The following is a 19711-nucleotide window of genomic DNA, read 5'->3' on the forward strand; positions in this document are numbered from 1 at the left end:
AGCACAGCGTGCCCCGCCCTGCGCCGCCGGCGATGCGATCCCGCGCCGCCGTCACCAAGACGCTATCGCGCTCCGCCCGCCTCGTCGCTGCGGAGGGACGGTCGGGGCGGGTCACACCACCGGCACCCAGTCCTGGCCCACCATCACCAAGACGTTGTCGGAGAACGTGTAGAAATCCCCGCCGTTCACCACGCGCCCGGCGCCGGCGTCGGCCACGATGGCCTTCGCGGCGGCCTCGTAGGCGGGATCCTTGTAGACGACGAGCGTCTCGGTGTAGACGCCGCCGTCATCGGCGTTGCCCACCTTGGTCACCTGGTAGCCGTCGGCGCTGAGCAGCTCGCCCATCTTCGCCGCCGCGCCGGCCACGCCGCCGCCGTTGCGGATCTCCACGGTAACGGCCGTGCGGTCGAGGGCGGCCACGTCGGCGTTGGGGGCCTGCGGCGAGGCGCCGGCGCGCACCGCGTCCATCATCGCCTGCCACTCCGCGTCGTTCACGACATAGCGCGCCCGTCCGTCCTCGTCCACCACGCGCCCCGGCACAAGGCCGGCGTACACGGTGGCGGTGTCGAGCGGGCGCAGGGTATCTCCCAGCGCCATGATTTGCGACGAGTTCCAGTCGGTCTCCACCCACTCGGCCATGTCGGCCAGGCGCGCGGCGAACCCGATGCCCTCCGAGGACAGCGCCGCGTTGGCCAGGCTCACCGAGAACGCCACCTGGTTGGCCGCCTGGCGCTCCACGCCGGTGGCGTAGTTGGAGGCGCGCAGGAAGGCAAGCGACTCCTGGGCGTCCAGGGTGCGCGTGCCCGCCTCGATGAGCAGCGTGGACGCCCGCGGGTCGTCCACCTCCTCCGCCACGTCCACCTCCACGCCGCCGACGACGTCCACCAGATGCGCGATGCCCATGGCGTTCGTGCGGCCGAAGTGCGCGATGTCCACATCAGCCAGGGCCGCCACGGCGCGCACGAGCTCGGCGTCGCCGCCGACGGCGGGCGCCTCGTAGAGCGGGTGCGCCTCGTTGTCCGACAGGCGCACCTCGATGGTGCCGGGAATGCTCAGGAACGTGAGCACGCGGTTGGCCGGATCCAGGCGCATGAGCAGGTACGCCTCGGTCTGCGGGCCGCCCGCCGCCGTGGCCGTGCCCAGCTCGGCGGCGGCCAGCAGGTAGGACGGCTCGCCGTCGGCGGCCGCCACGAGCGCCTCGGAGGCGTTGGAGTGGTCGAGCGAGAGCCGCGAGTCCGACGACGCGAAGTAGGTGAACACGCCCGCGCCCACGGCCACTGCGGCCACGAGAACCACCGTGGCCACGGCGAAGGCGATGCGCCGCACGCGCTTCTTGTGCTGCATCTCCTGCACGTAGCCGCGCCGGCCCGTGCGCCGCGAGTAGGCCTCGTCGCTCTCGCGCGTGCTCGTGGCGGGCGCCACCTGGTCGACGTAGCCGCGCACGGCGCGCTGGCGCTTGCGCGCGTTGGAGAACTCGACGGCCTCGGCGTTGGGGCGCCGCCCGCCGGCGCGGGCCGGGCGGCCGTCGCGCGCCACGTGCGTGCCGATGGTGGACGAGCGCATGGAGCGCGACATCCGCTTGGAGTGAGAGGGCGAGAACCCCTTCCGCTTCCGCAGCATCAGCCGGGCCGCCTACTCGGCGCCCACGGTCACGCGGCGCACGTCGGCGCCGAGCGACGCCAGCTTGCCCACGTAGTCCTCGTAGCCGCGGTCGATGTGCTCGATATGATGGACCGCCGTCTCGCCCTCGGCCACGATGCCGGCGAGCACGAGCGCGCCGCCGGCCCGCAGGTCGGTGGATGACACGGGCGCGCCCTGGAGCCGATCGACGCCGCGCACGATGGCGTGGTGATCCTCCATCTGGATGTCGGCGCCCATGCGCATGAGCTCGGCGGCGAACATGAAGCGGTTCTCGAAGACGTTCTCGGTGATGACCGAGATGCCGGCGGCCCGCGAGGCCAGCAGCATGAACTGGGCCTGCAGGTCCGTGGGGAAGCCGGGGTGCGGCAGGGTCTGGATGTCGGTGGAGGCAAGCGGGTTCACGCGGCTCACGCGTACCCAGTCCTCGCCGGCGTCCACCTCGCAGCCCATGGCGCGCAGCTTCATGATGGCCATGCGCAGGAAGGACGGGTCGATGCCGTGGACGGTCACCGGCCCGCCGGTGAGCGCCCCGCCGGCCAAGAACGTGCCGGCCTCGATGCGATCGCCCACGGTGGTGTGCTCGCAGGGGCGCAGCGACTCGAGCGGCACGCCCTCCACCTCGATGATGGAGGTGCCCGCCCCGCTCACCTTCGCGCCCATGGAGCAGAGCATCGCGGCGAGGTCCTCAATTTCCGGCTCGCGCGCGGCGTTCTCGATGACGGTGGCCCCCTCGGCCACCACGGCGGCCATCAGCAGGTTCTCGGTGGCGCCGACGCTGGGGAACTCGAGGGTCACCGCCGCGCCGTGCAGGCCGTGGGGCGTACGCGCCTCGAGCACGCCATGGGCCACGTCGAACTCCACGCCGAGCGCCTCCAGCCCCACCAGGTGCATGTCGATCTTGCGGGCGCCGATCTGGCAGCCACCGGGCATGGCCACGTGGGCCTCGCCGAAGCGGCCGATGAGCGGGCCGAGCACCGAGATGCTCGCGCGCATCTTCGACACGAGCTCGTAGGGGGTCTCGCAGCTGTCCACCGACGCCGTGTCGATGGTCAGCTCATGGCCCTGGCGGCGCACCGTGGCGCCCAGCCGCTCCAGCACCTCCGCCATGATCTCGATATCCGAGATGAGCGGCACGTTGCGGATGACCGAGGCCCCGCGTCCCAGAAGCGACGCGGCCATCAGCTTGAGGGCGGAGTTCTTCGCGCCCGAGACGGTTACGTCACCGGTGAGGACGCCGGTGCCGCGGACGATGATGATTTCTTCAGCCATGCCAGGTCCTTTATAGGAGAAGGCCCCCGTGAGCCGGGGGCCTGACTGCCAGTCGGGTGAGGCGAAAGGACTACTCGCCCTCGCCCAGGGCGAAGCGCACGAAACCGGTGACGGTGATCGTGCCACCCAGCTCCTTGCCGCACTGCTCGACGTACTGGGCCACGGTGAGATCCGGGTTCTTCACGAAGGCCTGCTCGGTGAGGCAGTTCTCCTTGTAGAACTTCTCCATGCGGCCCTCGGCCATCTTCTCCTGGATGTTCTCGGGCTTGCCGGACTCGGCGGCCTGGGCCTTGTAGATCTCCTTCTCATGGGCCACCACGTCGGCGGGCACGTCAGCGCGGGTGGCGGAGACGGGATTGACGGCGGCCACCTGCATGGCCACGTCGCGGCCGCACTTCTGGAAGCCCTCGGCGGTGGCGTCGACGCCCTCCAGGGCGAAGGTCACCAGCACGCCGATCTTGCCGCCGCCGTGGATGTAGGCGGACACGCCATCGGCCTCGACCACGGAGAAGCGGGCCAGGCTCGTGTTCTCGCCCATCACGTGGATGCAGTCGGTGAGGATGGCGGACACGGCCTCGCCGTCCACCTCGGCGGCCTGCAGGGCGTCCAGGTCGGCCGGCTTGGCGTCGAGGGCAGCGCGGGTGATCTTCTCGGCGTAGGCCTTGAACTTGTCGTTGATGGCCACGAAGTCGGTCTCGCAGTTGAGCTCGATCATGGCGCCGGAGGTGCAGTCGGCGGAGAGCACGGTCATGACGGTGCCCTCGTTGGTGGCGCGCCCGGCCTTTTTGGCGACGGCGGCCAGGCCGCGAGTGCGCAGCACGTCGACGGCCTTCTCCAGGTCGCCCTCGACCTCGGCGAGCGCCTTCTTGCACTCCATCATGCCGGCGCCGGTCATCTCGCGCAGCTCCTTGACCATGGAAGCGGTGATGTTAGCCACAGGGGGCTCCTTTCTGCGTAAGGATTACGGGCGGGGCGTCGCGGTGGGGCGCCCCGGAAACAGGCGGGTTACTCGGCGAAGGTCTCGGAGGCCTCGACGTCCTTCGGGCCCTCCTCGACGGCGGCCACTGCGGCCTCGGTCGCCGCGTCGGCGGCAGCGTCGGCAGCGGTCTCGACCGGGGCGGTCTCCACCTCGGCGATGACGGCGCCGTCGGCCATCTCGGCCACGGTCACCTCGGCGCCGGAGCCGGCGATGACGGCGTCGGCGATGAAGTCGGCCAGCAGGCGGACCGAGCGGATGGCGTCGTCGTTGGCCGGGATGCCGTAATCGACGTCATCAGGGTCGCAGTTGGTATCGAGGGTGCCCACCACCGGCACGTTCAGGCGCTGGGCCTCGTGGATGGCAATCTCCTCGCGGTTGGTGTCAATGATGAAGATGGCGTCGGGAACGCGCTTCATGTTGCGGATGCCGTTGAGGTTGGCCTGGAGCTTGGAGAGCTCCTTGCGCAGCAGGATCTGCTCCTTCTTCGGCAGCAGCGCCATGCGGCCGTCAGCCTCCATGGCCTCCAGCTCCTCCATGCGGTTCACGCGGGTGCGGATGGTCACGAAGTTGGTGAGCATGCCGCCCAGCCAGCGGTTGTTCACGTAGGGCATGCCGCAGCGGTTGGCGGCGTCGGCCACGGCCTCCTGGGCCTGCTTCTTGGTGCCGACGAACAGGATGGTGCCGCCCTTGCGAGCCAGGTCGGACACGAAGCTGTAGGCCTTGTCCAGGCCGATGAGCGTCTGCTTGAGGTCGATGATGTAGATGTCGCCGCGGCTGCCGAAGATGTAGGGCTTCATCTTCGGGTTCCAGCGACGGGTCTGGTGACCGAAGTGGCTGCCCGCGTCGAGCAGCGTGGTAATGCTGACTTTCGCCATGTCTTTCTCCATTCGTTAGTCCTCTGCCCGCGGTCATCCCCGAGAACCGCAGCCTTTTCCGGTGGCCACTGGCGGTTCGGGTCACGCGAGCATGCGTGATAGGTGCGCTGTGAGAACACAGCCTGCCTAAAATAGCAGGAGAGGCCCGCAAATGCAAGGAAGAAGCGGCTGCGCGCGACCAAAGCGCACAATCCCGTCACGGCGGCGCAGGCGTCGGGCGCTTTTTTGGTCATTTTCTTCGAAATTCCGACCCCCAGACGGCCCCGTGCAGCCTTCTTCGCCGCAAAAGGCCAGGTCGCGGTTACGCTCGGCGAGCCTCCCCAGCCCAGAAGAGCCCGATTTCGCCCCTCCGCCTCGGAATTTCGAAGAAAATGGCCATTTTTCGCCTGCTAGCGGAAGAACACCGACGAGGCACGGTCGTAGAACGTCCCCCCGCCGCAGCGCAGGAGCGTGACGGGATGGTCCGAGCGACGCACGTAGACGCGGCGGACGGGGCGCTCGAAGAGCAGCAGCTCGCCGTCGGCGAACAGGGTGGCCTCGCGGAAGGCGTCACGGTCGTCGAGGGCCACCTCCACCACGTCGCTCTCGCCGGTGACGATGGCGCGCGTGTGCAGGGTGTGGGGCGCGAGCGGCACCGCCACGAGCCCCTGGAAGCCCGGCGCCACGAGCGGTCCGCCTGCCGAGAGCGCGTAGGCCGTCGAGCCGGTGGCCGAGGCCACCACCACGCCGTCCCCCCGCATCTGCGCCACCGATGACCCGGAGATGCCGAGCGAGAACTCGATGATGCGGCCCATGGCGCCGCGGGTGACCGCCAGCTCGTTGAGCGCGTAGAAGGCGCGCACGCCACAGAGTCCCAGGCGGTTCACGCCGAAGCCGCCGTGCGGGTCATCCAGGCTCGCACGCGCCGCCTCGGCCCGACAGGCGTCGTCGCAGGAGGACGAGACGTCGGGCAGCTCACCGGCCTCCACCGGATCCGGCTCGCCGTCGCAGACCACGTCCACGCGCAGGGCGGCCCGGCGCTCGACGGCGGCCTCGCCGGCGAGCGCGGCCGCCACGAGCGGCACCACGCCCGCGTCGCTGCCGTTGGCCAGAAAGCCCAGCCGGCCGAAGTTGATGCCGAGCACAGGCACGTCCGCCCCCTCCAGCAGGTGAGCTGTCTGCAGGATGGTGCCGTCGCCGCCCAAGACCACCGCCAGGTCCACCGCGTCGGGCAGCTGCGCGCGCACGGAGGCGCGCAGAACGTCATTGCCCAGCTGCGCCGAGTCTACCAGCAGGTAGCCGGCGCCCTGGCTGCCCAGGTAGGCCCCGAGCAGCAGCGAGGCGTCCGTGGCCTGGGGATTGGAGTTATTACGCACGATGAGGATGAACATACGGGCCGTCTTTCCGCTTTTGCTATGATGGGGCATTATATCCGATGCGCGCGAAGGCCCTGCAATGTCCGAGACGCCCCTGCGAGGCAAACATACCCGCCCCCGCCGTGCTGACGGCGCGGGCGACCCCCCGCAGACCGGGCGCCACGGCCGGCCCGCACCTGCCAGCCCCGCCCGCGCCCAGGGCGCCGGAGGCGACCGCCCCGCGTCCGCCGCGCCGCGCCACAACCCGCGCCTCAACGCCCAGCGTGCTGCCGGCGCCGGGCGCCACCGCGGGGCCGAGCGGCCGCCCCGCCCCGGCGCCCCCGACCCGGGCCTCACCGGGGCCATCCCCATCATAGGCCGCCACACGGGCCTCGACCGCACCGACCCCGACGGCACGCTCCAGCAGCAGGCCTTCGCCCTGGAGGAGGTGGAGCTGCTCGACTTTCTGGCCGAGCGCGAGGCGCGCCACGCCCGCCGCCCCTCCCCCGCCCCCCTGCCCCGTCCCGGCGCAGCCGACCGCGACGACCTGACCGACCCGGCCGAGGACGCCGAGATGGGCGCCCCCGTCCGCGACGTGGGGGGGTCGGCCGCGCTCATCAGCATCTGCGTCATCGCCTCGCGCATCACCGGCTTCGCCCGTACCTGGGCCATGGCCTTCGCCCTGGGAGCCACCTTCGTCTCCAGCTCCTACCAGGTGGCAAACAACCTGCCCAACATGCTCTACGAGCTGGTCATGGGCGGCATGCTGGTCACGGCGTTTCTGCCGGTGTACCTGAGCGTGAAGAAGAAGCTCGGCCAGGAGCGCGGCAACGACTACGCCTCCAACCTGCTCACCATCGTCATCGCGTTGCTCAGCATCGTCACGGCGCTCTGCATGCTGTTCCCCGCGCAGGTCATCTTCACCCAGTCGTTCTACTCCGACCAGCAGGAGATGGCGCTCGCGGTGTTCTTCTTCCAGTTCTTCGCCATCCAGATCGTGTTCTACGGTTGCTCGTCCATCGTATCGGGCCTGCTCAACGCCAACCGCGAGTACTTCTGGTCGTCTATCGCGCCGGTGTTCAACAACGTCATCGTCATCGCGTCGTTCCTCATCTACGCCGCCATCGCCCAGCACGACCAGCTGCTGGCCTTCTACGCCATCGCCATCGGCAACCCGCTCGGCGTGTTCGTGCAGATGGCCGTCCAGGTGCCCGCGCTGCGCAAGAACGGCATACGCATCCGGCCGCGCATCAACCTGCGCGATCCGGCCCTGCGCGAGACGCTCGCCCTCGGCGCGCCGGCCGTCTTCGTCACCGTGTGCTCGTTCGCCACCGTGTCGGCCCAGAACGCGGCGTCCTACTGCTTCGCCGACAACGGCCCCTCGGTCATCGCGTACGCGCGGCTGTGGTTCACGTTCCCCTACTCGTTCCTCGCCGTGCCGGTGACCACCGCCATGTTCACGGAGCTGTCGGACATGCAGGCAGACGGAAACGTGCGGGGCGTGGTGCGGGGCATCATCGACGGCACGGGGCAGATCATCTTCCTCATGGTGCCCATGGCGCTCTACCTGGTCGTCTTCGCCACGCCGCTGGTCACGCTCTACCATATCGGCGCGTTTACCGAGGAGAGCATCGGCCAGATCGCGCGCTACCTGGCCGTCATGGCCGTGGCGCTGCCGTTCTACGGCGTAAACGCCTACCTCAACAAGATATTCAGCAGCATCCGCCGCATGGGGGTGTTCTCGGTGGTGAACTTCGTGGCCGTGGCGGCGCAGATCGCCGTCACCGTGGGCGCGGCCTGGGGGGCGCAGCACGGCTACCCCGTCACGCTCGAGGCCATCGCCGCCTCCACCGTGGTGTCCTACGTGGTGGGCGATTTGATCGCCTTCGCCTACCTGCGGCGTCACTACGGGCCCATGGGCCTCGGGTTCCTCGCAGCGGTCACGCTGCGCAGCGTCGGGCTGGGCCTTCTGGGCGCGCTGGCCGGCGGCGTGGTGCTCGCGGGACTCCAGGCGCTCCTCGGGCCGCTCACCGGGTCGGTGCCCCAGGCCCTTTCCTACCTGGCTGCAGGCGGCGTGGTGGCGCTCGCCGTCACCTTCGCGCCGGCGGTGCGCCTCGGGCTGCCTGAGGCCGCCTTCGTCACCTCCATCGCCGCGAAGGTGGGCGGCCGCCTGGGCCGCTAGCGCCGGATCGCACCGCGACGTGGCCGTGGGTCCAGCAGCCCCCCCCCGCGACGCGAAGGAGTCGCGGGGCCCACAGCCCTCCCGCGCCGAATCGGCCGTCGGAGCTGCGGGGGGGGCCGATCCACGCGTGCGATGCGCCCGGGGCAGTCCGCCCTCCCGCCCGCGCGACGCGCCAAACCATCGAGTCGCGCTCCCGTGCAATCGCGGGCACGGCAGCCCCCCACCCCCTCCTGTGACGCACCGAATCAGCCGTCTGATCCGCCTCGAGGCCGCCAGCGCTGCGACCGGGTCCGCCCCGTCCCAGCGGCCACCGGATTCGCCGCCAGGACAGCGCCAGGACAGACGTCACACCGGACGGCGGCGGCCCTCCTCCGCGGTCAGGATGACCGGGCCCTCCTCGGTGACGGCCACCGTCTTCTCGAAGTGGGCCGAGGGGCGCCCGTCGCGGGTGCACACGAGCCATCCGTCGGGCATCTGGCGCGTCTTGTGGGTTCCCGCGTTGATCATGGGCTCGATGGCCAGCACCATCCCCGGCTCAAGGCGGATGCCGCTGTGCTTGCGCCCGTAGTTGGGCACGTTGGGGTCCTCGTGCATGTCACGCCCGATGCCGTGGCCCACGTACTCGCGCACCACGCCGAACCCGGCCGCCTCGGCCACCGACTGCACCGCATGGCCGATATCGCCCAGCCGATTGCCCGGACGGGCCGCGTCAAGCCCCGCCCACAGGCACTTCTCCGTCACCTCGAGCAGGCGCTTCTTCTCAGCCGACACCGTGCCTACCGCGTACGTCCAGGCGTTATCCCCCACCCAGCCGTCCACGATGGCGCCCGTGTCGATGGAGATGATGTCACCCTCCTTGAGCACCACCTTCGCGGAGGGGATGCCGTGGACGATCTGGTCGTTCACCGACGCGCAGATGGATCCGGGGAAGCCCCCGTAGCCCTTGAAGGCGGGGATGCCGCCCTCGAGGCGGATGAGCGTCTCGGCAAACTCATCGAGCTCGGCAGTGGTCACGCCCGGCTTCACGAGCGCCCCCACCTCGCGCAGCACCTTGGCCGACACGCGGCCCGCCTCACGCATGGCCTCTATCTCGGCCGGCGACTTGCGTATGATCATGGGTTCCCTCCCTGGGATTCTGCGCCGGACGGCTTTCAGGCCGTTTTCTGACGAGAAAATCCGGCTTTGCATGCTCAACCTCATTCTAAGCCTTTCCCCAGAGGGATTTTCGGCGAGAATGGGGGGCGTCATTCCTTGAAAACAGCCCGAAAAGCATCACGCCCGGGCACTTGCGCCATGCAGAGCCGCACTTTCTCGCTCCGAAACACCCGTATTTCGCGCCCGAGGCCCGTCTTGCCGCTTGCGGCTCGCAGCGACCCGGCACCACCGCTTCCCGCAGCGCCCACGAGCAGCCCCGCCGCCCGCAAGCGACCCCGAAAACGCAAAGGGGCCCCGCACACGGTGCGGGGCCCCTTCGGTGAATGAGAGTAGTATCCGCTACTCGGCAGCCTCAGCGTAGGCGCGGGTCACGGAGGAGTCCACCGGCACGCCCGGGGTCATGGTGCCCGCGACGGTGATGGACTTCACGTAGCGGCCCTTGGCGGCGGCCGGCTTCATGCGCAGGATCTCGTCGTAGACGGCGCCGTAGTTCTCGGCCAGCTGCTCAGCGGTGAAGGACGCCTTGCCGAGGACGACGTGCGCGATGCCGTAGCGGTCGGCGCGGTACTCCACGCGCCCGCCCTTGAGCTCGTTGATGGCCTTGGCCACGTCGTTGGTCACCGTGCCGAGCTTGGGGTTCGGCATGAGACCGCGGGGGCCGAGGATCTTGCCCAGGCGGCCGACCTTGCCCATCTGGTCGGGGGTAGCCACGGCGGCGTCGAAGTTGAACTCGCCGGCCTGGATCTGAGCCATGAGCTCGTCGGTGCCCACGATGTCGGCACCGGCCTCCTCGGCAGCACGGGCAGCCTCACCCTCGGCGAAGACGGCCACGCGCACGGTCTTGCCGGAACCGTTGGGCAGGCTCACGGTGCCGCGCAGCTGCTGGTCAGCCTGGCGGGTGTCGATGCCCAGGCGGAAGTCGCCGGTCACGGTCTCGTCGAAGTTGGCCGTAGCGATCTCCTTCAGGAGCTTCATGGCCTCGAGCGGCGCGACGGGCGCCTCGGGAATCTGCGCCTCGGCGGCGAGGTACTTCTTGGACTTCTTAGTCATGTCGTTTCCTTTCGTGGTGATGGCGAGCGCTTCTGAACTCTTCCACTGGTAAACTCGCAAACCGCGAGGTTTCGCACGGCGTCGGGGCCCGAACAGGGAGCCCGGCCGGACGCCGCGCAGAACCGCAGCTATTCGTCGATGGTCTTACCCTGAAGCATCGCGGCCACCTTGCGGCTGGGCACGTACTTCTTCTTCATCTCGCGGCCCTCGATGCGCACGCCCATGGAGCGGGCGGTGCCGGCCACGATCTCCATGGCAGCCTCGATGTCGTTGGCGTTGAGGTCGGGCATCTTGATCTCGGCGATCTCGCGGAGCTGATCCTCGGTCAGCGTGCCGACCACCTGGAGCTGCGGGATGCCGGCGCCGGACTGGATGCCCAGCTTCTCCTTGATGAGGACGGCCGCCGGCGGGGTCTTGCACACGAAGGTGAAGGACTTGTCCTCGTAGACGGTGATCTCAACGGGAATGATGGTGCCGGACTGATCCTGCGTCTGGGCGTTGAACGCCTGGCAGAACTGCATGATGTTGACGCCCTGGGCGCCAAGGGCCGGGCCGACGGGAGGCGCCGGGTTGGCCGCACCAGCAGGAATCTGCAGCTTGATGAAGCCGGTGACTTTCTTTTCAGCCATCTGTGACTACCTTTCAGATGTAAGCGGATACTCTCTCTATCACAAAAGCCCGATCGGCGAGAAGCCCCGGTCCACGCGGGCGCCCATCGTGCTTAATGTGTGCACAGTTAGATCTTGGCCACCTGGTCGAACGAAAGCTCGACGGGGGTTTCGCGGCCGAAGATGGAGACCATGACCTTCACCTTGCCAGCTTCCGGCGACACCTCGGAGACGACGCCGTCGAACTCGGCCAGCGGGCCCGAGACCACCTTGACGGACTGGCCCACTTCCAGGCTCGTCGACGTCTTCTTCGGCGCCTCGCGGCTGGTGCGCTTCATGATCTTGTTGTACTCGTCGCGGGTCAGCGCCTGGGGGTTGCCCTGGCTGCCCACGAAACCGGTGACGCCCGGCGTGTTGCGAACGGCGGCCCAGCTGCGATCGTCGAGCTCCATGCGCACGAGCACGTAGCCCGGGAACACCTTCTTCTCGCTCTCGACGCGACGGCCGCCATCTTTGATCTCCGTCACCATCTCGGTCGGAATCTCGATGCCGAAGACGTTGTTCTCGAGCCCCATCGTCTCGATGCGGGTCTCAAGGTTCTTCTTCACCTTGTTCTCGTAGCCGGAATAGGTGTGGAGGACGTACCATTTCTTAGTCATGGCCTAGGCTCCGATTCCCGAGATCAACACCAGCAGCGGCGTGATGATGACGTTGTCGAGCAGCGCGACGAACACGCCGAAGAAGATGAGGGCGACCACCACGACACCCGTCCAACGCAGAACGTCGGTGCGGGTGGGCCAGGTGACGCGCTTCATCTCGGACTTCACGTCGCGAAGGAACTGGAAGCGCTTCTTCTTGGGCTTCTCGTCGGCCTTCTTCGCAGCCTTCTTGGGCTCGGCAGCCTCAGCAGGCTTTTCCTCGGCCTTCTTGAAGAGGCCCTTCTTGGGCTTCTCCTCAGGCTCCGGCGCGACCTCCTCGACAAGCACCTCGGTATCGCGGTCAGCCTTGCGCTGCTGACGGGCAGCAGACGCCTTCGCTCGTTGTGTCTTGGATTTCTTAGCCATGGAGTTCCTTTATCGGAAAATCGTAAAACGTCTAAACGCCAAACAAGCAGCCTCGCTCGGGCTGCTCGCAGTTAACAAGCTGGCAGGCCAGGAGGGACTCGAACCCCCAACATGCGGTTTTGGAGACCGCCGCTCTACCAATTGGAGCTACTGGCCTATGCCTGTTTCTTCGCCTGAACCTCTATCGAGTCTCGCGGTGCAGGGTGTGATGGCCGCACCACTTGCAGTACTTCTTGAACTCGATACGGTCAGGGTTATTCTGCTTGTTCTTCTTGGTCGTGTAATTGCGGCGCTTGCAATCAGTGCACGCCAGAGTGACCAGAGTACGCATGAATTCTCCTTTTACCGTTATTCTCGAGCAGGCTTTTCAACATACACATGAACCGTAAGGGAAGGGAGCCCGCCCGAAGACGGGCTCCCTCTCAATCATGCAAGCGAAGTTACTTGATGATCTTGGTAACGCGGCCGGAGCCAACGGTACGGCCACCCTCGCGGATAGCGAACTTGAGGCCGTCCTCCATGGCGATCGGGTGAATGAGCTCGCCCTTGATCGTCACGTTGTCGCCAGGCATGACCATCTCGGTGCCCTCGGGCAGGTGAGCCACGCCGGTCACGTCGGTGGTGCGGAAGTAGAACTGCGGACGATAGCCATCGAAGAACGGGGTGTGACGGCCGCCCTCCTCCTTGGTCAGGATGTAGACCTGGCCCTCGAACTCAGTGTGCGGGGTCACGCTGCCGGGCTTGCAGAGAACCTGGCCGCGCACGATCTCCTCGCGCTTGATGCCGCGGAGCAGGCAGCCGATGTTGTCGCCAGCCTGAGCCTCGTCGAGCAGCTTGCGGAACATCTCGATGCCGGTGCAGACGGTGTTCTGGGTCTCCTTGATGCCGATGATCTCCAGCGGGTCATTGACATGCAGGACGCCGCGCTCCACACGACCGGTGGCAACGGTGCCGCGGCCGGTGATGGTCATGGTGTCCTCGACGGCCATCAGGAACGGCTTGTCGACGTCGCGCTCCGGGGTGGGGATGTAGGAATCCACAGCATCCATGAGCTCCCAGACCTTCTCCTGCCACTCCTTGTCGCCCTCGAGGGCCTTCAGAGCGGAGCCGCGGATGATCGGGGTGTCGTCGCCGGGGAACTCGTAGCTGTCGAGCAGCTCGCGAACCTCCATCTCAACGAGCTCGATGAGCTCCTCGTCGTCCACCATGTCGCACTTGTTCAGGAAGACGACGATGTAGGGCACGCCGACCTGACGGGCGAGCAGGATGTGCTCGCGAGTCTGGGCCATGGGGCCGTCGGTGGCGGCGATGACCAGGATAGCGCCGTCCATCTGGGCAGCACCGGTGATCATGTTCTTGACGTAGTCGGCATGGCCGGGGCAGTCAACGTGAGCGTAGTGGCGGGTGTCCGTCTCGTACTCGATGTGCGCGATGGAGATGGTGATGCCGCGCTCGCGCTCCTCAGGGGCCTTGTCGATCATGTCGAAGGCGGTGAAGTCAGCGGCAGCGGTGCCGTGAGAGCCGTCGTTCTCAGACAGGGTCTTGGAGATGGCGGCGGTCAGCGTCGTCTTGCCATGGTCAACGTGGCCGATGGTGCCGATGTTAACATGCGGCTTGGAACGCTCGAACTTCTCCTTAGCCATGTTTCATCCTCCTTGAAAAGAGATTATGCAAAAACAAACAAAATAAACGCGCCCGACGAGCGGACGCGATAAATCCAAATGGTAGCGGTGACTGGATTTGAACCAGTGACGCCACGGGTATGAACCGTGTGCTCTGACCAACTGAGCTACACCGCCAAGTGGAGCCTGCGACCGGACTTGAACCGGTGACCTCTTCGTTACCAACGAAGTGCTCTACCGACTGAGCTACACAGGCGAAATGGTGGGCGCGCTAGGATTCGAACCTAGGTAGGCAGAGCCAACGGGTTTACAGCCCGTCCCCTTTAACCACTCGGGCACACGCCCATTTCGGCGCTGAATTCATGTGTACTTTTCAAGCTGCCACCCGCTTGCAAGGCTAGGCCTAACCAGCGAGCGAATGAATAATACGCTACCGTCTCCGACGTGTCAACTACTTACACGGCCCCGGGCGTGTCTCCACGATTCCTCCCAAAGTGGCCGCTTCCGCCAGCCTCCTCGGCAACCTTATATATATGTAGGGGTTGCGCGAGAAGCGCGCGCTTGGGGAGCGCGGGACAGGCGGCATGGTACTATGAACGGCGGTGCCCCCGAAGGCGCCGTCTTCTCGAACCCGCTGCTCGATCAAGGAGGAACCCGATGAGCGAGCATCCTGATATCCTCACCCGCCGCGCCTTCCTGGGAGGCGCCCTGGCTAGCGCAGCTCTCGTCGCCGCCTCCCCCGCCGCGGCGCTCGCGGCCCCCAGCGCCGCGGAGAAGCAGGCCGAGGCCCAGGCAGCGCTCACCCAGCTGAACGCGATGTCCGAGCGCCTCTACCAGGCAGAGGCCTCCTATTCTGCCGCGCTGGCCTCCCAGCAAGAGGCCCAGGCCAAGATGGACGAGGCCCAGGCGCGCATCGACGAGGCCAACGGCCAGATCGACGACCTCCAGGGCAAGCTGGGCTCCCGCGCCCGCTCCATGTACCGCACCGGGTCGGCCACCTTCCTCGACCTGCTCCTGGGCGCCACCACGTTCCAGGCCTTCACGTCCAACTGGGACCTGCTCAACGACATGAACCAGGACGACGCCGACATGGTCCAGCAGACCAAGGACCTCAAGGCCGAGGTGGAGCAGCAGAAGGCCGAGTACGCCGAGCAGGAGCGCGTCGCGGCCGAGAAGGCGCAGGAGATGGAGGCGGTGGTAGCCGAATCCGAGCGCCTAGTGGCCCAGACGCAGTCCGTCTACGACAACCTCTCCGCCGAGGCCGCGCAGCTGCTGGCCCAGGAGGAGGCCGCCCGCGAGGAGCAGCAGCGCCGCGAGGCCGAGGCCGAGCTGGCGCGCCAGCAGGCCGCCGACCCCACGGGCACGGGCGGCGCCCCTGCCGCGGGCACCTCCGGCGGCAGTTCGACGAGCGGCGGCTCGTCGAGCACCTCCTCGGGCAACGGATCGACTGGCGGCGGCTCGTCGAACACGTCGTCAGGCGGCAACTCGACCGGCAGCGGCTCATCGGGCGGATCAAGCAACAACAACTCGCGCCCCCAGACGGTCACCGGCAACGTCGTGGTCGACCGGGCCTACTCCCAGCTGGGCAAGCCCTACCGCTACGGCGCCGTGGGCCCGGACTCCTTCGACTGCTCGGGCCTCGTGGGCTATGCGCTGACCGGCAGCTTCAGCCGTTTCTGCTCCACCGGCACCATCATCGGCTGGCCGCGTGTGACCAACCCGCAGCCCGGCGACATCTGCGTAGTGCACAACAGCCGCCGCCAGCACACCGGCGTCTACATCGGCGGCGGCCAGATGATCCACGCCCCCTATACCGGCGAAGTGGTGAAGGTGGCCGCGGTCACGAGCGACATGGTCTACGTGCGCTACTAGCCGCACTGCGGGCCCGGCGCCTGCGACCCCATCGGGGCCCCACGGGGCCCCGTCTCATTCCTCCCCATAACCACGCGGCTTTTATCTGGGGTTATGGAGCATGGGTTACGCCCGCTCGCTAACGGGACGCGCATGGTAAGATAGGTGGCAGTTTGCACTTAAACACACCCCGTGCTCAATCTAGGAGGAACCCAACTGATGAGCGAGCATACCAGCGCACTGAGCAGACGAGCCTTCATCGGCGCCGCCCTCGCAGGCACCGCCGCCCTCACCCTCTCCCCCACCATCGCCCTCGCCAAGCCTACCGCCGCCGAGAAGCAGGCCGAGGCGGAGAACGCGCTCAACCAGCTCAACGCGATGCAAGAGAAGCTCGACGTGGCTTCAGCCAACTACTTCACCGCCCTTGACGAGCAGCAGCAGGCCCAGGCCAAGATGGACGAGGCCCAGGCGCGCATCGACGAGGCCAACGGCCAGATCGACGACCTCCAGGGCAAGCTGGGCTCCCGCGCCCGCTCCATGTACCGCACCGGGTCGGCCACCTTCCTCGACCTGCTCCTGGGCGCCACCACGTTCCAGGCCTTCACGTCCAACTGGGACCTGCTCAACGACATGAACCAGGACGACGCCGACATGGTCCAGCAGACCAAGGACCTCAAGGCCGAGGTGGAGCAGCAGAAGGCCGAGTACGCCGAGCAGGAGCGCGTCGCGGCCGAGAAGGCGCAGGAGGCCGCCGAGGTCAAGGCCCAGGCCGAGGCCCTCGTCGACCAGATGCAGAACACCTACGACAGCCTCTCCGCCGAGGCCGCGCAGCTGCTGGCCGAGGAAGAGGCCGCCCGCGAGGCGGCGGCTGCCGCGGCTGCCCGCGAGGCCGAGGAGCGCGCCCGCCGCGAAGCCGAGGCGGCGGCTGCCGCCGCCAGCCGTCCGAGCAGCTCAGGCGGCTCCGGCGGCTCGAACGGCAGTTCGGGTGGCAGCAACGTCAACAACAGCAAGCCGCAGACGGTCACCGGCAACGTCGTGGTCGACCGGGCCTACTCCCAGCTGGGCAAGCCCTATGCCTGGGGCGCCGTCGGCCCCAACTCCTTCGACTGCTCCGGCCTGGTGAGCTACGCCCTCACCGGCAGCTATACGCGCCTCGGCACCACCTACACGTTCATGGGCTGGACCCGCGTCACCAACCCGCAGCCCGGCGACGTGTGCACCAACGACCATCACTGCGGCATCTACATCGGCGGCGGCCAGATGATCCACGCGCCGCGCACGGGTGATGTGGTGAAGGTCTCCGGCGTCCACTCCGGCATGATCTACGTGCGCTACTAGGACGCGCCGTCCAGAACCACGAAGGGGAGCCTGCGGGCTCCCCTTCTTTTTCACGGACAAAATCGGCAACGGCGCGAGGAGCTAGGCTTCCTCCCCCGCCGCCTCACCGCGCACCAGGCCGCAGACGGCGGAGCGCAGGGCAGCCAGGCCCTCGGCATCCTCGCGCCACTGGCGGGCGAGGGTGGGGAGCGGCATCTCGAAGCCGGCGGCCTCGAGCGCGGCGGCCACGTCATTGGGGCCGGCGGACGCCCAGCCGTAGGATCCGAAGGCGATGCCGACGCGGTTCTTGGGCGCGAGCCCCCGCAGGTAGCACAAGAAGCCCGCCACCGTGGGCATCATGGTCATGTTGAGCGTGGGCGACCCTACGGCCACGTACCGGGCCGGCAGTACCTCGCTCATGATGTCGGAGATGTGGTTGGCCTTCAGGTCGCACAGCTCCACCGGCACGCCGCAGTCCACGAAGGCCTCGGCCACCTGAACGGCCATGGCCTCGGTGGTGTGCCACATGGAGTCGTAGACCACCACGGCACGCTCCTGGGGCTCGCCGCTGCTCCACTCCCGGTAGGCCGTAAGGATCTCGGAGATGTGGCTGCGCCAGATGACGCCGTGGGCCGGTGCGATGAGATTCAGCTCGAGCCCCTCCACCGCCGCGAGGGCCTTGGTCACCTGCTTGCCGTAGGGCATCACGATGTTGGCGTAGTACTTCCGCGCCTGAACCATTACCTCGGGCAGGCCCACCTCGTCCGCGAAGCGCTGGGACGAGGCCAGGTGCTGGCCGAAGGCGTCGTTGGAGAACAGGATGCGGTCGAAGTCGGAGTAGGTGACCATGTTGTCGGGCCAATGGACCATGGGGGTCTGCACGAAGGAGAGCGTGCGCTTGCCTAGGCACAGGGTATCGCCCGTCTTGACGGTCAGAAAGTCGAAGCCATCGCCGTAGTGGGCCGCGAGCACGGCCTTGCCCTGGGGCGCGCCGCAGACGAGCTGGGCATGGGGCGCGGCGGCCATCACGACAGGCACGCCGCCGGAGTGGTCGGGCTCGCCGTGATTGGCGATGACGTAGTCGATGGAAGCCGGATCCACCACGTCGGCGATGCGCTCGAGCAGCTCGTCGACGAACGCCCCCTTGCACGTGTCGATGAGGGCGATCTTCTCGTCGACGATGAGGTAGGCGTTGTAGGAGGTGCCGCGCTCGGTGGTGTAGCCGTGGAAGTTGCGCTCGTTCCAGTCGACCGCCCCCACCCAGTACACGTCCGGCGCGACCTCGATGGCCTTAAGCATGATGCTCCTCCTATCGTCGGTATTCTCGTTCCCGCGCATTCTACTACAGCAGGACCCCGCCATGCCCCGTGCCCGCCAGCGCAAAAGAAAAGGCGCCCGCGGATGCGAGCGCCTTCAAGGTGGCTGGCATTACCCCCCCCGCAGAGGAAATCAGATGCTAGCACCGTCTTTCGCTTCCGAAACGCCTTGGCCTCCATGCAGCTCCTCCGCCTCGAGCCCCCTAGCCTGCGTGCGCATTCGCTCCTGCTTCTTCTTGTCGGGAAGAAGGCAGGTCAAAAGGATGCAGAGAAGCGGCGACACAACGACACCCAGGAGCATGAAGATGTAGTAGCTGTATCCTTTCCCGCTCGCTTTCCGAGCAAACACAACGGGAACGACGATGCGCCACACGATGAGCAGAGCGATGAGCACCCAGGTCGCCCATGTACCATCTCCAGGAAGAAGTATCTTCATACCGCGCTCCTTTGCTTAGCCGTCCTGCCAGCTACTCCCGAGGCCCCATGTCAGGATCCTCTTCATCGAACCCTATGAGCGTCACTCGGCCATTCGCGTCCGCTCGCCCGTAGCAGATATGCTTTCCGTCTTGAAAAACCGAGAGCCAGCTCGTGTCCCTTATCATCTCACCATCGAGGAACCGCCCTTCGAGATCATGGTCGGTTCCCTTAATGTAGAAGCAGTAATCATAGGCTCCGATCTTATGTAGGCCATGAAGCATCGTCCCATAATCGATGGAGTTAAAGGACGACCCCACTGCCTCATCGGCAAGATAGTAGGTACGGTTTCCATCCGCAAGCCAGCCAGTCTGCATTCGGCCAGAGCCACCACCGGCAAAGTAGTACCAATCAGTCATGTTCGCCGCATGCTTGATGAACTGCCACCCAGTACGCATGGTGCCATATTGAGGGTCGCCAAAGCCTATGCCCTGCCCATAAGTATCCGCCAGGTAAAACCAACCGCCGCCCCAAACCAGCCAGCCAGTCTGCATTCGACCGTCGATAAAATAGTAATAATCCCAAACTCCGCTGTGATAGATCTGCTTCCATCCAGATGCAGGAACACCATTGTAGTGATAGTACCAATAGTTTCCGTTTTGCGACCATCCATCAAGAACCGCAGCCGGCGCAGCAGCATTATCGCCAGGATCCTTTTCTTGCGCCGCAAAGGCCACGGAAGAACCCAAATCCCCCTCACAGAGAGGTGCCAAAAAACAGAGGCTGACCGCTATCGCCAAAGCACAGATTGCGAATACCCCCGTTTTTCGCAAAGAGCAAAGAGAGTGAGCAAACGAGAACATAGCCATTCCAGCACCTCTTTTCGTTCGTCGCAAGCATCCCATGCTTGAACCGTTCAGTGCTTAGAAAGCTTTCTAATACATAAAGTATAGCATTGTCGTATCAAAAACTCAATATTTTCCGCTTTACCACTTGACATACAAGGGATGATTGGTTAGTAACTCGCCATCATA

18 protein-coding genes and 4 tRNA genes are annotated in these 19711 nt (G+C 66.6%); 3 read left to right on the forward strand and 19 right to left on the reverse strand.

The window, feature by feature from the left end; genetic code table 11:
- Positions 1-111: 111 nt before the first annotated feature.
- The 5 genes from AC6I0Y_RS07845 to AC6I0Y_RS07865 form a co-directional block, all read right to left on the reverse strand.
- The gene (locus AC6I0Y_RS07845; RefSeq protein ID WP_497730748.1) at positions 112-1620 is read right to left on the reverse strand and encodes an LCP family protein; all 1509 of its coding nucleotides are present in this window, start codon (positions 1618-1620) and stop codon (positions 112-114) included.
- A 12-nt stretch (positions 1621-1632) separates the two neighbouring features.
- Positions 1633-2910: a UDP-N-acetylglucosamine 1-carboxyvinyltransferase gene (gene murA, locus AC6I0Y_RS07850; protein ID WP_497730750.1), complete on the reverse strand. Its 1278-nt coding sequence runs from the start codon at positions 2908-2910 to the stop codon at positions 1633-1635.
- Between the two features lie 70 nt (positions 2911-2980).
- Positions 2981-3847 carry a translation elongation factor Ts gene (gene tsf / locus AC6I0Y_RS07855; protein WP_497730753.1) on the reverse strand — a complete coding sequence of 289 codons (867 nt, stop codon included), beginning with the start codon at positions 3845-3847 and terminating at the stop codon, positions 2981-2983.
- 68 nt (positions 3848-3915) lie between these two features.
- Complete coding sequence (gene rpsB / locus AC6I0Y_RS07860; RefSeq protein ID WP_497730756.1) at positions 3916-4764, reverse strand: 30S ribosomal protein S2; 849 nt, start codon at positions 4762-4764, stop codon at positions 3916-3918.
- Positions 4765-5153: 389 nt separating this feature from the next.
- On the reverse strand, positions 5154-6134 hold the full coding sequence (locus AC6I0Y_RS07865) for an NAD(+)/NADH kinase (RefSeq protein WP_160709299.1): 981 nt from the start codon (positions 6132-6134) through the stop codon (positions 5154-5156).
- A gap of 64 nt (positions 6135-6198) precedes the next feature.
- On the opposite strand from AC6I0Y_RS07865, the gene murJ reads away from it, so the two are divergent.
- Entirely contained in the window at positions 6199-8280 is a 2082-nt protein-coding gene (gene murJ / locus AC6I0Y_RS07870) for a murein biosynthesis integral membrane protein MurJ (protein WP_497730759.1), read from the forward strand.
- A 345-nt stretch (positions 8281-8625) separates the two neighbouring features.
- Here murJ and map read toward each other — a convergent pair whose 3' ends face one another.
- The 11 genes from map to AC6I0Y_RS07925 all read right to left on the reverse strand — a co-directional run bounded on the left by map (position 8626) and on the right by AC6I0Y_RS07925 (position 14124).
- Entirely contained in the window at positions 8626-9396 is a 771-nt protein-coding gene (map, locus tag AC6I0Y_RS07875; protein WP_497730761.1) for a type I methionyl aminopeptidase, read from the reverse strand.
- Between the two features lie 378 nt (positions 9397-9774).
- Positions 9775-10485, reverse strand: a complete 711-nt coding sequence (gene rplA / locus AC6I0Y_RS07880; RefSeq protein ID WP_160710258.1) for a 50S ribosomal protein L1 — start codon at positions 10483-10485, stop codon at positions 9775-9777.
- Between the two features lie 128 nt (positions 10486-10613).
- A complete protein-coding gene (gene rplK / locus AC6I0Y_RS07885; RefSeq protein ID WP_160710259.1) occupies positions 10614-11114 on the reverse strand; it encodes a 50S ribosomal protein L11 in 501 nt (166 codons plus the stop codon).
- A 107-nt stretch (positions 11115-11221) separates the two neighbouring features.
- Complete coding sequence (gene nusG / locus AC6I0Y_RS07890; RefSeq protein ID WP_160710260.1) at positions 11222-11752, reverse strand: transcription termination/antitermination protein NusG; 531 nt, start codon at positions 11750-11752, stop codon at positions 11222-11224.
- A 3-nt stretch (positions 11753-11755) separates the two neighbouring features.
- Positions 11756-12157 (reverse strand): preprotein translocase subunit SecE, encoded by a 402-nt coding sequence (gene secE, locus AC6I0Y_RS07895; RefSeq protein ID WP_160710261.1) that lies wholly within the window; start codon positions 12155-12157, stop codon positions 11756-11758.
- A gap of 80 nt (positions 12158-12237) precedes the next feature.
- A tRNA-Trp gene (locus tag AC6I0Y_RS07900) sits at positions 12238-12314 on the reverse strand.
- Between the two features lie 24 nt (positions 12315-12338).
- Positions 12339-12488 carry a 50S ribosomal protein L33 gene (rpmG, locus tag AC6I0Y_RS07905; RefSeq protein ID WP_160710262.1) on the reverse strand — a complete coding sequence of 50 codons (150 nt, stop codon included), beginning with the start codon at positions 12486-12488 and terminating at the stop codon, positions 12339-12341.
- A 109-nt stretch (positions 12489-12597) separates the two neighbouring features.
- Positions 12598-13800, reverse strand: a complete 1203-nt coding sequence (gene tuf / locus AC6I0Y_RS07910; RefSeq protein WP_160710263.1) for an elongation factor Tu — start codon at positions 13798-13800, stop codon at positions 12598-12600.
- A 79-nt stretch (positions 13801-13879) separates the two neighbouring features.
- Positions 13880-13956 (reverse strand) — tRNA-Met (locus AC6I0Y_RS07915).
- Between the two features lie 3 nt (positions 13957-13959).
- Positions 13960-14035: transfer RNA gene (locus tag AC6I0Y_RS07920), tRNA-Thr, on the reverse strand.
- Between the two features lie 4 nt (positions 14036-14039).
- Positions 14040-14124: transfer RNA gene (locus tag AC6I0Y_RS07925), tRNA-Tyr, on the reverse strand.
- 312 nt (positions 14125-14436) lie between these two features.
- Here AC6I0Y_RS07925 and AC6I0Y_RS07930 point away from each other — a divergent pair.
- Both AC6I0Y_RS07930 and AC6I0Y_RS07935 read left to right on the forward strand, forming a co-directional pair.
- Complete coding sequence (locus AC6I0Y_RS07930) at positions 14437-15651, forward strand: coiled-coil domain-containing protein (protein ID WP_497730769.1); 1215 nt, start codon at positions 14437-14439, stop codon at positions 15649-15651.
- A gap of 198 nt (positions 15652-15849) precedes the next feature.
- Positions 15850-16968, forward strand: a complete 1119-nt coding sequence (locus AC6I0Y_RS07935; RefSeq protein ID WP_497730772.1) for a coiled-coil domain-containing protein — start codon at positions 15850-15852, stop codon at positions 16966-16968.
- 81 nt (positions 16969-17049) lie between these two features.
- Here the strand turns inward: AC6I0Y_RS07935 and AC6I0Y_RS07940 are convergent, their stop codons facing one another.
- From AC6I0Y_RS07940 to AC6I0Y_RS07950, 3 genes are all read right to left on the reverse strand, one after another.
- Complete coding sequence (locus AC6I0Y_RS07940; protein WP_497730774.1) at positions 17050-18246, reverse strand: FprA family A-type flavoprotein; 1197 nt, start codon at positions 18244-18246, stop codon at positions 17050-17052.
- 150 nt (positions 18247-18396) lie between these two features.
- Positions 18397-18699, reverse strand: coding sequence for a hypothetical protein (locus tag AC6I0Y_RS07945; RefSeq protein WP_160709482.1), 303 nt, complete (start codon positions 18697-18699; stop codon positions 18397-18399).
- 31 nt (positions 18700-18730) lie between these two features.
- Entirely contained in the window at positions 18731-19546 is an 816-nt protein-coding gene (locus AC6I0Y_RS07950) for a hypothetical protein (protein WP_160709484.1), read from the reverse strand.
- Between the last annotated feature and the right edge of the window lie 165 nt (positions 19547-19711).

This window comes from Adlercreutzia sp. St.1H8 (assembly GCF_059728655.1).